A 14489-nucleotide genomic window follows, 5' to 3' on the forward strand; every position below is an offset into this window, starting at 1 on the left:
CGGCGAGACCGGCTGACGTCCCGGGCACGCGCGATGATGCCGTCGACGATCGCCCCAAGGCGGCTCTTGTCGGGGGCGGCGAGGTAGCTCGCCGCCAGCTCGTCGACATATTGCGGGCCGTAATCGGCCAGCACCTTGGCGAGCTGGGCGAGATCGGGGTCGCTTTCGACCAGCCGGCGCCACGTCTCCCGGTCGTAGGGCGCGTCCGTTTTCTTGTCGGGCCAAGCCACCCGGCGAGGCTGATGCTGGGGCCCTGTATCCTGGCCCGGGTCGAGGGTCGGCGGCTGCAGCCCGGCGCTGAGGCGCGGAGGGGTAAATCCGGAGGTGCCATCCGTCTGGCGGCGCCGCCGCTCGGCGACCTGGAGCGAGATCAGGCCGATGCCCATCAGCAGGAAGCCGAGTGCGGCCCACGAAATCGTGGCGCACAGCAGTCCGCCGATCAGCAGCAATACCCAGCCAGTCAGTCGCACGATCCACCTTTCCCCATGCCCGATCGGAGCTCCCGACGCAGGCCTAGCAGGTAAGATGGGCTATCTTATGCCGACTTTCGGAAAAACAGCTAGCTATGTGCCTCTCGTCAACACCTTAACACCGCCGAACGCGGTGACCTGACCGCGGCGCAGCATCACGATCTGGGTGGCGAGCTGGCGCAGCTCGGCCGCGTCGTGGCTGACATAGACCATGGGGACGCCGGCCTCGTCGCGCAGCCGGACCAGATAGGGCAGGATCTCGAGCTTGCGGCTTTCGTCGAGCGCGCCCAGCGGCTCGTCCAACAGCAACAGCCGAGGCTTGGACAGCAGTGCCCGGCCGAGCGCGACGCGCTGGCGCTCGCCGCCGGAGAGCTTTCCCGGGCGGCGGTCGAGCAGGGCGCCGATGTCGAGCAGGTCGACGACGCGCTTGTGCTGCGCGGGATCCTCAGTGAGGCCGTTCATGCGGCGGCCGTAATCGAGGTTCTGCCTGATATCGAGATGCGGAAACAGCCGCGCGTCCTGGAAGACGTAGCCGATGCGGCGGCGCCAGGTCGGGACGTGAACGCCGGCCGCGGTATCGTCCACCGTCTCGCCGTCGATCACGATGGTCCCGCGATCCGGACGCACCAGTCCCGCGATGGTGTTGATCAGCGACGTCTTGCCGGAGCCGGACGCACCGAACAGGCCGGTGACACGGCCCTCGCTGGTGAATGCCGCCGCGAGCGCGAACTCTCCGAGTTGCTTGGTGATGTCGACGCGCAGCATCGCTATTGCCCGTGCAGGCGCGCGGTGGCGCGGCGCGCGAACACTTCCGCGGCGATCAGCGCGCCGACCGCCAGCACGACCGAGATGATCACGAGCCGCGCCGCGGCGGTGTCGCCGTCGGGCGTCTGGATCAGCGAATAGATCGCCGATGAAATCGTCTGGGTCTCGCCGGGAATGTTGGAGACGAAGGTGATGGTCGCGCCGAATTCGCCGATCGCCTTGGCAAAGCCGAGCACCATGCCGGCCAGCACGCCGGGCAGCGCCAGCGGCAGCGTCACCGTCGCAAACACCCGCCAGGGCGCGGCGCCGAGCGTTTCGGCCGCCTGCTCGAGGCGGCGGTCGACCGCTTCGATCGAGAGCCGGATCGGGCGCACCAGCAGCGGAAACGACATCACGCCGCAAGCGAGTGCGGCACCAGTCCAGCGGAATGCGAACACGATGCCGAGATGATCGGCCAGCCAGCCGCCGACCAGCCCGCGCTTGCCGAAGGTCAGCAGCAGCAGATAGCCGGTGACGACAGGCGGCAGCACCAGCGGCAGATGCACGGCGGCATCCAGCAGCGACTTGCCCCAGAAATCGCGCCGCGCCAGCAGCCAGGCGAGCGCGATCCCGAACGGGGTCGCCACCAGCGTTGCGATGACGGCGACCCGCAGCGACAGCAGGATCGCCGTCCATTCGGTCGGCGAGATCTCGAACACTAGCGTCTGTTCCCGAAGTTCGTATGCAAGTGCGGCTCCTCAGTTACGAACTTCGGGAACAGACACGAGTAAGAGTCAATATGCCAGTGCCGCTGATCGATTTGACGTCCCTCATGGTGAGTGCGGCAGTCACTGGAGGAACGTCAAATCGGCGGCGCTGGGCTTAGGTCGTCGGTCTGATCAGGAACTTGAAGCCGTACTTCTCGAGGATCGTCCTCGCCGCCGACGAACGCAGGAAGGCGAGATACTCGGCGGTCTCGGGCTTCGCGGTCGTCGTCGCCGCAACCGGATAGATGATCGCCGGATGGGTGTCGGCCGGGAAGGTGCCGACGATCTTGACGCCCGGCTCGACCTTGGCGTCGGTCGAATAGACGATGCCGAGCACGGCTTCGCCGCGTGCCACCAGTGTCAGCGCCGCGCGCACGCTCTCGGCCATCGCGAATTTCGGCTCCGCCGCCTGCCAGGCACCGAGCTTCTCGAGCGCGGCCTTGGCGTATTTGCCGACCGGCACCGCTTTGACGTCGCCGGTTGCGATCTTGCCGTCACCGGCGAGCTTGGCGAGATCGAAGCCCTGTCCGATGTTGACGCTGTCGATCTTGGAATCCTTCGGCGCGATCAGCACGATCGAATTGCCGAGCAGGTTCACCCGCGTCGGCTTATTGATGTTCTTCTGCTTGATCGCATAGTCCATCCAGTCGGTGTCGGCGGAGACGAACACGTCGGCCGGCGCGCCCTGCTCGATCTGCTTTGCCAATGCCGAGCTCGCGGCATAGCTGGCGCTGATCTTGATGCCGGTCTTGGCGGTATAGGCCGCGTCGATCTCATCGAGCGCGTTCTTCATCGAGGCCGCGGCGAACACGGTGAGCGTCTTGTCCTCGGCTCGTGCCGGCGAATGGATCGCGCCGAGCAAAATGACGAAGGCGGTGAAAAGTCCGGCAAGTCTCGAAATTGAAAGTCGTGACATGGAAAGCGCTCCGTGCGCGTTCGCGCGCGAACGGCACGCGCAAATCAGGCGTTGGTGGGGTCTGGGTGCGACGGACGGAAGCGCTGCTCCGCGGGTCCCCGAAGGACTTACGGTCCTCAGGGATATCGCACTGAAACATAGCAGGCTGGGACTTACTTGTCTAAAGGCCGTCCTATTGATCGGACGGCTGGATCGCGATCGACAGCGAATTGTCTCCGGCGCCGGTCACCTGCAGCACGAACGGGCTGGCGGCGAGGTCAAATTTCATGGTCTTGCGGATGCCGTCGCAATCGGTCGCGCCGCTGAACGCCTTCGGCTTCAGGAAATGCCCGTCCTGCACCACATCGACCCAGGCGCCGGCCGAGAGGCTGACGGTATAGAGCCCGGCCTTCGGTGCGGCCTTGAAGCTGGTGAAGCCGGCGAAGGAGCCGTCCTTCGGCGCGCGCTCCGGCGGCGAGGGCAATTTGGCATCGGCCGGGGCCACTAGCGCCAGCGTGATGGCGGTCGACGGCAATGCGGTCTGCTCGCTGCCCGAGGCGAGCTTGGCGCGATCGGGCGCAGTGAGTGCGGCGCGTGCGCGGTCGATCGACCATTTGAACTTGTCGCAGCCGCTCGGTTCTTCCGCCGCGAAAGCGGGAACCGAGACTAGCAGGAGCGATGCGGCGAGGAGCGATTTGCGCATGACTGATCCAATGCAATTGTGACGGATGAAATAGATCAGAGGCCCCGATCCATCGCTCGAACGCGCTTACGGCGCGACGACGCGAGATCATAACGCAGTTCAAGCCGGCCGGCATAGCCGCCTGACAAAGATGTTATTGCATGGATGCTACTGCTTGGCGTCGGGTGCGTTGAGCACCGTCCTGCAGGGGGCTGGCAGCTGCGCCAGCGTCATCGGCGGGCGCGGCTTCGGCGGCTTCGCCGGAGGCTTCGGATGCAGCACCGAATCCTTGAACCAGAACGCGAGATCGGAAGGCTTGCAGCCTTCGCCCTCCGCTTGCTGCTTCTGTCCCTCGCATGCGGGGCTGCCGGACGGACAGCGCATCCGGATGTGGAAGTGATAGTCGTGGCCCCACCACGGCCGGATCTTTGACAGCCAGCTGCGGTCGCCCTTGGCCTCGCGGCACAGCGCCTTCTTGATCGCCGGATTGACGAAGATGCGCTGCACCGCCGGCTCCCGCGCGGCGTCGCGGATCACAAGCACATGACCGGGCGTGAAGACGCGCGGATCGATATCGAGCCGGTCATCGCGCACCATCATCACCGCCGACATCTCCTCGCGATCCTCGCGCGACAGTTTGCGATCGGGCATCGGCGTCAGCCAGATGTCGGCGTCGAGCCCGATCTGGTGGCTGGTGTGACCGGACAGCGCGGGGCCGCCGCGCGGTTGGCCGATATCGCCGACCAGGATGCCGGGCCAGCCGGCGTCCTTGTGCGCGTTGGCAGCAAGCCGCTTCAACATCGTGATCATGGCGGGGTGACCCCAGTAGCGATTGCGCGACAGGCGCATCACCTGCCAGGTGGCGCCGTCGAACGGCATCTGCGCGGCGCCGGCGAGGCAGCCCTTGGTGTAGCCGCCGATCGATTGCGTCGGCATCGCCGCCGGCAGCACCTTGCGCGCGAACAACTGCTTCGCCCCGATCGTCGGATCGTTAGGGTTGGCGAGCGGCGGCAATGGTTGCGGATTGAGCGAGCCCTTGTCCTGCGCCCGCGCGGAGATGGTGCAGGCGGCGAGGACGGAGATCATCAGGAGCGGGATCAGACGCAGGCGGGATGTCATTCGGATCACTCTGTCAGCGCAAGGCTAGCATGGATTCGGAGCGGGCGGACCGCGCCTTCATCCCATTCGCTTGATCGCCCACAGGGCGGATCGAGATGACCCGCGGTTTCCGGGCTGCCATGTGATCCACGCCACTTTACAGGCGCGCGTTGCAGGCGACATCATGCGCACAATAATTTCAGGGTAGGCATTATTATGACGAGCGTATGTTGCGTACGGCTGGCGTTTGCCGCCGCGATTGCGGCGTCGACATTGGCGCTGTCTCCGGCGCGAGCCGACATCGTGGTTCACATCGATAAATCATCCCAGCGCATGGCGGTCAGCGTCGACGGCGCGAGACGCTACAATTGGCCGGTGTCGACCGGCCGGCGCGGCTATGGCACGCCGAGTGGAGTGTTCCGTCCGCAGATGCTGGCGCGCCGCTGGTACTCGAAGAAGTACTACAACTCGCCGATGCCCTACGCGATCTTCTTCCATGGCGGCTTTGCCATCCATGGCACCTATGAACTCACCCGTCTCGGCGGCCCGGCCTCGCATGGTTGCGTACGGCTCAATCCCTCGCACGCAGCACAGCTCTATAGGCTGGTCGAGCGCAACGGCCGCGGCGGCACGCGGATCGAGATCACCAACTAGCTGCAAGACGAGGTGAAGCCGGTCGCGCCTTAACCCCGCGATAACCCTGTCACACGCTGGCCAACATTGATGCGCTGGAGGCGCTTTCGGCGCGTCCAATGTGCAGTCGCGCGCCGATTTACCCTTCCTTCACCACGCTCCGGCGCTTCCATGCTGCAAATCTGCGCTGTGTGCCGCCTGCGGATGGCAGGCCACTGATGTTCGGCGTGGACGCGCCTGCAAAGCAGGCATGCCGCGATGTCTCAAACAGCGCAGCTATTCGCCAAGAGATACCAATTTTTCAGAGACTTATCGCAGATATATCGCCGAACTGGAATGCGCGTGGGGCGTGCGACACCGATGATGCGGCCAAAGAAGATCAAGAAACCGAAGCAGGCCAAACTGTCCCGTCCTCGGGGCCGGCGGCCCAAGCCGATGCCGAAAGTATCCAGCCGTTCGCGCCGCCCCGGCGTCGAGATCGGCGAACTGGTGCGCCAGCGCGCGCAGGCCGAGGCCGCGATCGCCGAGGCCCGCAAGTCGAATGCGCGGCTGCGTGAGGCGATCGACATTCTCCCGCAAGGCATTGTGTTCCTGGACCCGGAAGGTCGTTACACCCTCTGGAACAGGAAATACTCGGAAATCTACAAGCGCAGCTCCGATCTGTTCGAGCACGGTGCGCGCCTGGAAGACACCATCCGCATCGGCGTCGCGCGCGGCGATTATCCCGAGGCCGCCGGCCGTGAGGAGGAATGGATCGCCGAGCGGCTCAAGAAGATGTACCAGCCGGGCGAGCGGCACGAGCAGGTGCTGGCCGACGGCCGCGTGGTGCTGATCGAGGAGCGGCTGACCTCGGATGGCGGCATCGTCGGCCTGCGCGTCGACATCACCGAGCTGAAGCAGCGCGAGGCGTCGTTCCGCCTGCTGTTCGACGGCAATCCGGTGCCGATGATCCTGTGCGCGCTCGACGGCGAAAAGATCCTCGCGGTCAACGACGCCGCGATCGCGCATTATGGTTATGTCCGTGCCGAATTCGAGCGGATGACGATCAGGAGCTTGCAGGCGTTCGATGCCGAGCTGCCCTGGGCCGCCGGCCGCAGCAGCGACGAGCAGGCGGCGCGGACCTGGAAGCATGTGCGCGCGGACGGCACGCTGATCGATCTTGCGATCTATTCGCGCCAGCTGATGCATGGCGACCAGCCGGCGATGCTGCTCGCGCTGATGGACATCACCGAGCGCAAGCGCGCCGAGGCGCGGCTGGCCTTCATGGCCCAGCACGACAGCCTGACCGGCCTGCCGAACCGCAACCTGCTGCGCCAGCAGATGGACGAGATGCTGCAACACACCCGCCGCTCGACCGACAAAGTCGCGGTGCTGATGCTCGGGCTCGACAATTTCAAGGCGGTCAACGACACACTCGGCCACGGCATCGGCGACAAGCTGCTGCGCGGGGTCGCCAAGCGGCTGCGCTCGACGCTGCGCGAGGAAGATGCGCTGGCCCGCCTCAACTCCGATGAATTCACCATCGTGCAGGGCGGCGTGATGCGGCCCGAGGACGCGGTGCTGCTGGCGCGGCGGATCCTCGATGCGATCGGCGAGCCCTATCTGCTCGAAGGACATTCGGTGGTGATCGGCGCCAGCATCGGGATTGCGATGTCGCCCGGCGACGGCGAGGATTCGGAAAAGCTGCTGAAGAGCGCCGACATGGCCTTGTCGCGCGCCAAGAGCGAATTCCGCGGCACCTTCTCCTTCTTCGAGGCGGAGATGGACGCGCGCGCGCAGAGCCGCCGCAAGATCGAGATCGATCTGCGCGATGCGATCCAGAACGAAGGCCTGCGGCCCTATTACCAACCGCTGGTCGATCTTGCGACCGGACGCATCACCGGTCTCGAGGCGCTGGTGCGCTGGCCGCATCCGGAGCGCGGCATGATCTCGCCGGGCGAGTTTATTCCGGTTGCCGAAGAGACCGGCCTGATCAATCCGCTGGGTTCACTGATGCTGCGTCGTGCCTGCATGGATGCGGCGCAATGGCCTGACGATGTGCGCGTCGCGGTCAACCTGTCGCCGCTGCAATTCCGGACCGGCAATCTGCTGGCGCTGGTCACCGACGCGCTGCGGCAATCCGGCCTGCCGGCGCGGCGGCTCGAACTCGAAATCACCGAGACGCTGCTGCTCGAGAAGAGCAGCCAGGTGCTGGCGACGCTGCATGCGCTGCGCGCGCTCGGGGTGCGGATGTCGATGGACGATTTCGGCACCGGCTATTCGAGCCTCAGCTATCTGCGCAGCTTCCCGTTCGACAAGATCAAGATCGACCAGTCCTTCGTGCGCGACCTCGACGCGAATCCGGACGCGCAGGCGATTGTGCGTTCGATCGTCAGCCTCGGCATGGGGCTTGGCGTCACCATCACCGCGGAGGGCGTGGAAACCGAGGCGGAGTTGAGCTGCCTGCGCGCCGAAGGCTGCCACGAGGGCCAGGGTTTCCTGTTCAGCCGCGCCCGCCCGAACGCCGAGGTCATCAGCCTGCTGAAGGCGCAGCGCGTCGCGACGGCGCTGGTGGCGTAGCCTGGATCGCTGCCAGAGCGTCATTGCGAGCGCAGCGAAGCAATCCATCTATCCCCACACGCGGTGAGATGGATTGCTTCGTCGCTTCGCTCCTCGCAATGACGATGACGTTACGCCCTGCTGCCTGTCGTCCGCTTGTTCAGGTGATAGGTCAGCGCCAGCCCAATGCAATGGCGCAACGCGGGCTCCGGCAGTTTGCCGGCGACATCGAGCAGGATCGCGCGATTGCCGCTGTAGCTGAGCTCGGGATAGAGCTCGCGGAAGGTCTCGACCAGATTGGTCTGGCAATGGAAGTAAACCGCGACCTGGTCGGCGGCCGGCTTCACCTGATCGATCCGGACCGTGCTGCCGCTGCCGGTCTGCGGCGTGAGGTAGCTCGGCTGGCCCCATTTCAGCGTCTCTTCCAGCGCGCCGACGCCCTTCGTCGTCTTCGCGGTCTCGAAGATCAATCGCCGCAGCGCCAGCAGCTTCGCCTTGACGGGGGCAGGGTACGCGTCGAACAGCGCTTCTGCGGCTTTCGCCCGCGGGCGTGTCGCCTTGCTGGTCGAGGTTGCCGGCTTGCGCATGGAAGGCTCCGCGAGGAGGACGTGTAACGTCTGTCTAGCACAGCGCCCCGAAGGTCATATAGAGCGCCGCCGGTCAGGCTGCGCGCAGTCCGGCTAGGAACGTGTCGACGCTGTGCGACAGCGCGGAGGCGTGATCGCCGAGCTGGCCGGAGGTATCCAGCACATTGCCGGTGAGGGCGCGGGACTGGCCGGCGGCCTCGCTCGCGCCGGCGATGTTGGCGGAGACTTCGCCGGTCCCGGAGGACGCCTGCTGCACGCTGCGGGCAATCTCCCGCGTCGCCGAGTCCTGCTGCTCGACGGCGGCCGCGATTGCGGTGGCGATCGCCGAGATCTCGCGGATGGTGCCGCTGATGTCGCCGATGGCGCTGACGCAATTGCCGGTGGCGGACTGGATCGCGCCGACCTGGCCGGCGATCTCCTCGGTCGCCTTCGCGGTCTGGCTCGCCAGGTCCTTCACCTCGGCGGCGACCACGGCAAAGCCGCGGCCGGCGTCGCCGGCGCGCGCCGCTTCGATGGTGGCGTTGAGCGCCAGCAGGTTGGTCTGGCTGGCGATCGCGCTGATCAGGCGCAGCACGTCGCCGATCTTCTCGGCTGACGCGGCAAGGCTCGTCACCATCTCGGTGGTTTCCATCGCCTTGGCCACGGCGCCGTCGGCGACGCGGCTGGAATGGGTGACCTGGCGGCCGATCTCGGTGATCGAGGACGCCAGCTCTTCGGTTGCGGCGGCGACTGCGTTGACGCTGGCCGATGCTTCCTCCGACGCGGCGGCCGCCGCCGAGGTTCGTTCCGAGGTGCCGTTGACGCTGGTCGTGATCTCGTTGGCGACACGCTGCATCGCGCCCGACGACTGCGCGACGGCGGCGACCATGCCCTTGACGTCGGCTTCGAAACGGTCGGCCATCTGCTGCTGCAACGCCTGCTTGTCGGACGCCGCCTTGACCTTGTCGGCTTCCTGCGCGTCGCGCAGCGAGGTGGTTTCGATCATGCCGCGGCGGAACACGTCGACCGCCTTCGCCATGGTGCCGAGCTCGTCGCGGCGCTCGCTGCCGGGAATGGTGACGCTGGTGTCGCCGCTGGACAGGCGGTTCATCACGGCGGTGATTGCGGTGAGCGGTCGCGACAGGCCGCGGCCGAGCAGGAACGCAAGCAATACGGCTGCGGCCAGGATCGCGACCACGCCGAGGATCAGATTGCGCTGCGCACTCGCGGCAGCTGCTGCATAGTCGCTGGTGTCCTTGACGATCTCGAGCACGGCGACCGGTTCGCCGGCATAGTTCTTGATCTGGCCGAGATAGAGTTCCACAGCATGGCCGTCGAGCGTCGCATCGCGCAGCAGGGCTGCCCCGTTCATCACGGCCTTGAGCTCGTCCGGGGTCGCGACCACGGTGTCGCCGAAGGTGGACGACAGCCGCTTGAAGCTCTTGCCGTCGAAGGAATGCACGGCAAGGTCGATGCCGAAGCGCTTCTTGGCGCGGTCGACGAATTCCTTGCCGAAGGCGACGCCGATGTCGACATTGCCCAGCGTCTTGCCGTCATGCACGACCGGGGTCATGCCGAAGATCGAAAGCGCCTCGCGGGCGGGCTCGACGCCGACGATCGGTTTGCCGGCCTTGATCGATTCCACCACGGTGATGCGCCGTGTGGAGGCGTCGTCGCCGAAGATTTTCGGGGTGTGGATCCGGTAGAAGCTCGTCGCCGGGGCCTGCCAGAACGAAATCAGCGGAATGCCCTGCGCCTTGATCGACGCCCAGGGGGCGGCGAGCAGCTTGCCGAGGCCGTCGCGGTCGCCTTTGGCGATCGCGTCCTCGACCGGCGGCAGGGCGGCGATGACGGCCGAGACCGCGAGCGCCGTGCGGCCCTCGTAGTCGATCGCCGCAATCACGCTGTCATATTGCAGCTTGAGCTGCTGATCGAGCGCGAGCCGGGTCAGCGCGCGCTGCTGGCTGATCGAGAAACCGCCGAGGATGGCGCAGGCGACTGCAACGGTCAGTGAAATCGCCAGGATCAGGCGAGCGGCAATCGATCGAAGCGTGAACATGGGACCGTCGGAACTCCAGGCATTAGCGCCGGCCGCAAAGTCCCAGAAAAAGCTTAACAACCGGATGTTGCGCCGCCGAAATTCGTGCCGCAGCCCTGGCCGCCGGTGCCTACTTTCGTACCATGCGCCACAACGCGATGAGATCGGGTTGAATCAGACTGCGCCCAGATGTCCGCTTCCGGTGAATACGCGGACATCGCTCAAAGAACGGCGCGCAAGCCGGGTGTTCGCTGAGCGACGAAACCGACGAGGAGAAAGCTGAACACAACCCCGCCTATGCCGGCCACCGCGAATTTGATGCCGACGGAAGCGGGCCAGTCATGCAGGAAACGCGTCACCGCGATCAAGATCGGAGCGTGCAGGACATAAACGCCAAACGCATTGCGCGTCAGGAATGACGCCAAGGCACCTTGGCTATTGAAGCGCTCCCGGTAGAGCGTGATCGCCCCCAGCGTCAGCGCAAGACAGGTGAATGAGCGCCAGGCGTCCATGCCGGCAGCCTGCCAGTGCCAACCGCCGCGATAGGCGGAGACGCCGCCGCTCATGGCGCCGCCCGTTGCGATCAGGACGATCCACAGCGCACTGCCGGCTGCAAGGCCTGCCCACAGCCAACGCCTTCCGACGCGCCATGGAATCTGGCGCAACCAATCGGCTCTCCACGCCGCGATTCCGGCAGCATACATGAACGGGTATTGCGGAAAGTCGTGCACATCGATGTTGAGAACGGTCGTGGCGTCCGGAAAGGCAGCGCCCACCGCAAAGGTCACGATGGCGATCAGGATCGCATAGCCCAACACGACCCCGGTAGACGGGGGTTGCCGCGGGACGAGCCGGACCGGGCGCACCTGGCACAGCGCGGCATAGATGGCCGAGAACAGGAGAAGCACAAGGCAGAACCAGAGGGGACCCGACTCGTCGAGAAGATCCCCCGAGCGGAGGTGCAGCCACCAGTCCTGCATGAATGTGCGCGGCGGGTTCGACTGCCACGACCCTGCGACGAAATACTCGGTCAGCGGACCGATCACCGTCATATACAGCAGCAGCGGCAGGCCGAGCCGCCGCACTCGCTCGCGCATGAAAGCGCCGGCGCCCTTGCGTGCGATGGCGCCGGCAGCAAAGAAGCCGGCTATGCCGAACAGCAATCCCATCGCAACCGCGTGCTGAAAGGATTGATAGGCGGCAAACCCGAACTTCGCTCCGAGGCCCAGTTCGGGATGCTCACGGTAGTACCAACTGCCGAAGGGCGAGTAGGTCACGGCCGCGTGCATGATGACGACCAGGCTGATCGCCGACCAGCGCAGGTTGTCGATATAGAAAAGGCGATAGCCTGGCTTCGCGATGGGCATGATGCCGTCCTCCTGGTCGCGCCAGGATCAGGCCTCATATCGATGTGGCGGTCTTGTCGAAATTCGCGTCCGCCCTGGCCGAATCCGGCGAGGGATGGCCGATTGCGAAATCGGCCAGTGCCCGACGACGGAACTCAGTGGGCGTTTCGCCGGCTTGAGCCTTGAAGGCACGGTTGAACGGACCGATCGATCCCCAACCGGCGTCAAGGGCGATGGTCAGCACCGGGACACGCGCTTGCGCAGGGTCAGACAACGCCGCCCGCGCCTCTTTCATCCTGTACTGGTTGACAAATTCGGTGAAGTTCCGGTGGCCGAGCCGCTGGTTGATCAGCCGCCGGAGGCGGTAGGCGGGCGCTCCCAACTGCTCGGCCAGTCGATCCACCGAAAGGTCCATGTCGCGGTAGGCGCGCTCGTGCTCCATCGCCTGCCGCAGCCGCTCTGCCAGTTGGCGCTCCACCGGGCTCATCTCCGCTGTCACCGGCATCGCCAGCGTCGTTGGCGCGGAGGGGGCTGGTTGGAGTGCCGGCTCAGGCACAAGCGCGCGCAGACGGATCAGAACCGCGACCACGGACAGGCCGAGCACGGCCGAGAGTTCGGGCAGCCAGCGGACGCCGGCGGCGTCCAGCACCGTCGTGCCAAGGATGACGAGGCCAATACCGCAGGCGAACACGATCCTTACGCGCCGGCGCCCCTCGACCAGGTCTGCCTTGCGCCCGGCAAGCACCCGAGCGGTCTCGAAGATCACCAGGATCAGCGTCGCGGCATGCGTCGCGTTCCAGGCCACGGCCGAGCCGGACAAGGTGGCCGCGGCTGCGAGCGGCAGCATGGCAGCGAAGCCGGCCCACCGCCAGCGCGTCGGCGGGTTGCTGTCGGCAAAGGCTGTCTCGGCCCAGGCGACAAACACGCCTGCGATCGAATTGCTGAGGATCCGCAGCGGAACGATCCACCAGGCGAGCATTTCGTGTATTTCGGGCGCCGTTTCGATCAGGAACGCGATCACGCAGAGATCGAAGAGCAGTGTGACGCGACCTATCGGCGATCGGAGCGTGCCGGGAAATCCGATGATCGCAAGCATGCCGAGGAGCGCCAATGCGCCACCGCGAAGCCCGGTTTCAAGCAGCATGGTGAACCTCCCGACCATGTCCTGACTCGAACGATGGGCGCTTGCAAGCCAAGAAGCGCTCTTCGGCGGCAGGGTCTGGCCCGAATGGAAGCAAGACATCCCACGATCAGTGGGCTCAACGTGTCCGCCTGAGCCGCGGAGCTGGCTCTCTAGCTTGCAGCCAGCGGTTTCTTGCCGCGTCCGAGTGCAAATTGACCGACCGGGCTCTCGACATGAAATTCGAGCTCGGTGATTTTCGCAAAAAGATCGATGTTGGTCGTGCCGATGGCGCAGCCGCCAAGGCCCATATCAGTCGCCGCCAGATAGAACGTCTGGATCATGGTGCCGACATCCTTCAGGATCAGCGAATATGCGATTGAGCTGTATTTCCAGGACACCCGCCCAAAACGCGCGGCGATCGTGATCAGGACCTGCGGCGGGCCGGGCGCGTCCATGGCAAACTCGGCCGCCGTCGAGAGCGCCTGGAGCTGGTGGGCGGAAGCGCCGATCGCCACCAGTGCGTGACCACCCGCATCGTAATGGTAAAATCCGCGCGCAAGCCCCTCGCAGTTCGAGACGGCCAGGTACAATTCCAGCTCGTAAGCGCTGCCCGCCGATGGATAGGGCCTTGCGCTGTAGGTGACTTCAGGGCCGTCGTCAAAACTCGCTCCGCTCTTCCATTCCGATAGCACGCGGGCGGTGGTCTCGAGAAACTGTGCGAGTTCGGCGAGCGTGACCGGGTGCTGGTCGTCGAAGTCTCGTATTGAATGGCGTTCACGCAACAGCTTCGCGAAGGGCGAGATCGGCTCCCGCGTGGAGAATTTGTGGAGGGTGATCTTCTCGCCTGGCCAACGCGGACGTATCGCAGGCAGCGGTGGAACGACGCCCGCATAGGTGAACGCACCGCCAACCGGATCGGCATGTCGGCCCTCCGTGCTCCGCGTGTGAAACACGAGATCGTGGAAATCCCAGAGAACGAGGTTGCCGTCGCCTTCATTCTCCCGAAGGCCGTCGCCGTCTTTCGCATTGAGCTTGATCAGCATCTGGCTGTCGAGCAGCAGTCCGAGCAGATCGAGGTTCAAGGAGGTCGCGTGGCGACGAAGCTTGCTGATCTGCTGGGGCTGCGACAGGGCCACAAGGGTGGCGGCGATGGCGGGATCGCAAATCCGAAACAGTGCCCCGGCGCGCGGCGATTCCAGCACCATCTCGTTGCCGCGCCGGCGCAGATAGGCGAAGCGCGACAACACGATGGTATCACCGTTCCCCAGCTTTGCGCGCTGCGGCCAGTATTCGGCGACCTGCGGCTCGATGATCACGAGGTCCCGCTCCTCGCGCGGAAAGGATAGGCGGTATTCGAGAAGCCCGTGCCGCGCCAGTCGCTGCACCAGGGCATGAACCTGCCTCGCGAGGGCACTTTTGCCGGCAAAGGAGGCGAGCGGCAGGCCGGAGGTGAGGTGTCCCGCACGGTCGATCGCCGCCGCGCTGAATTGTCCCAGATTGACCGTATAGCGGCCGAGGGCAGCGGCGATGCTTCCGTCCGCCTGCATATGAAGGGAAAAACGACCGTTCAATCGGGCGGCGATGACTGG

At 65.5% G+C, this 14489-nt stretch carries 13 protein-coding genes; 2 read left to right on the plus strand and 11 right to left on the minus strand.

What is annotated here, in order from left to right:
* From H8A95_RS22625 to mepA, 6 genes are all read right to left on the minus strand, one after another.
* The coding region (locus tag H8A95_RS22625) for a hypothetical protein (RefSeq protein ID WP_229185103.1) at positions 1-470 on the minus strand (470 nt) is incomplete at its 3' end.
* 93 nt (positions 471-563) lie between these two features.
* Positions 564-1235, minus strand: coding sequence for a molybdenum ABC transporter ATP-binding protein (gene modC, locus H8A95_RS22630; protein ID WP_229185104.1), 672 nt, complete (start codon positions 1233-1235; stop codon positions 564-566).
* A 2-nt stretch (positions 1236-1237) separates the two neighbouring features.
* Positions 1238-1933: a molybdate ABC transporter permease subunit gene (gene modB, locus H8A95_RS22635; RefSeq protein ID WP_163161570.1), complete on the minus strand. Its 696-nt coding sequence runs from the start codon at positions 1931-1933 to the stop codon at positions 1238-1240.
* Positions 1934-2096: 163 nt separating this feature from the next.
* Complete coding sequence (modA, locus tag H8A95_RS22640; protein WP_229185126.1) at positions 2097-2882, minus strand: molybdate ABC transporter substrate-binding protein; 786 nt, start codon at positions 2880-2882, stop codon at positions 2097-2099.
* Between the two features lie 187 nt (positions 2883-3069).
* Positions 3070-3579, minus strand: coding sequence for a hypothetical protein (locus H8A95_RS22645; protein ID WP_229185105.1), 510 nt, complete (start codon positions 3577-3579; stop codon positions 3070-3072).
* Between the two features lie 147 nt (positions 3580-3726).
* A complete protein-coding gene (gene mepA, locus H8A95_RS22650; protein ID WP_229185106.1) occupies positions 3727-4677 on the minus strand; it encodes a penicillin-insensitive murein endopeptidase in 951 nt (316 codons plus the stop codon).
* A gap of 195 nt (positions 4678-4872) precedes the next feature.
* Between mepA and H8A95_RS22655 the strand changes: the two genes are divergently transcribed.
* Both H8A95_RS22655 and H8A95_RS22660 read left to right on the plus strand, forming a co-directional pair.
* On the plus strand, positions 4873-5310 hold the full coding sequence (locus H8A95_RS22655) for a L,D-transpeptidase (protein ID WP_229185107.1): 438 nt from the start codon (positions 4873-4875) through the stop codon (positions 5308-5310).
* Between the two features lie 342 nt (positions 5311-5652).
* A complete protein-coding gene (locus tag H8A95_RS22660) occupies positions 5653-7848 on the plus strand; it encodes a putative bifunctional diguanylate cyclase/phosphodiesterase (protein WP_420839439.1) in 2196 nt (731 codons plus the stop codon).
* Positions 7849-7958: 110 nt separating this feature from the next.
* On the opposite strand, the gene H8A95_RS22665 is transcribed toward H8A95_RS22660, so the two are convergent.
* From H8A95_RS22665 to H8A95_RS22685, 5 genes are all read right to left on the minus strand, one after another.
* On the minus strand, positions 7959-8414 hold the full coding sequence (locus H8A95_RS22665) for a DUF1801 domain-containing protein (protein ID WP_229185109.1): 456 nt from the start codon (positions 8412-8414) through the stop codon (positions 7959-7961).
* A 73-nt stretch (positions 8415-8487) separates the two neighbouring features.
* A complete protein-coding gene (locus H8A95_RS22670; RefSeq protein WP_229185110.1) occupies positions 8488-10452 on the minus strand; it encodes a methyl-accepting chemotaxis protein in 1965 nt (654 codons plus the stop codon).
* Between the two features lie 200 nt (positions 10453-10652).
* Positions 10653-11798, minus strand: a complete 1146-nt coding sequence (locus H8A95_RS22675) for an acyltransferase family protein (protein ID WP_229185111.1) — start codon at positions 11796-11798, stop codon at positions 10653-10655.
* Positions 11799-11832: 34 nt separating this feature from the next.
* The gene (locus tag H8A95_RS22680; protein ID WP_229185112.1) at positions 11833-12921 is read right to left on the minus strand and encodes a helix-turn-helix domain-containing protein; all 1089 of its coding nucleotides are present in this window, start codon (positions 12919-12921) and stop codon (positions 11833-11835) included.
* A 149-nt stretch (positions 12922-13070) separates the two neighbouring features.
* Entirely contained in the window at positions 13071-14447 is a 1377-nt protein-coding gene (locus H8A95_RS22685) for a SagB/ThcOx family dehydrogenase (RefSeq protein ID WP_229185127.1), read from the minus strand.
* Positions 14448-14489: the final 42 nt, after the last annotated feature.

This window comes from Bradyrhizobium oropedii, assembly GCF_020889685.1.
Lineage (GTDB): Bacteria > Pseudomonadota > Alphaproteobacteria > Rhizobiales > Xanthobacteraceae > Bradyrhizobium > Bradyrhizobium oropedii.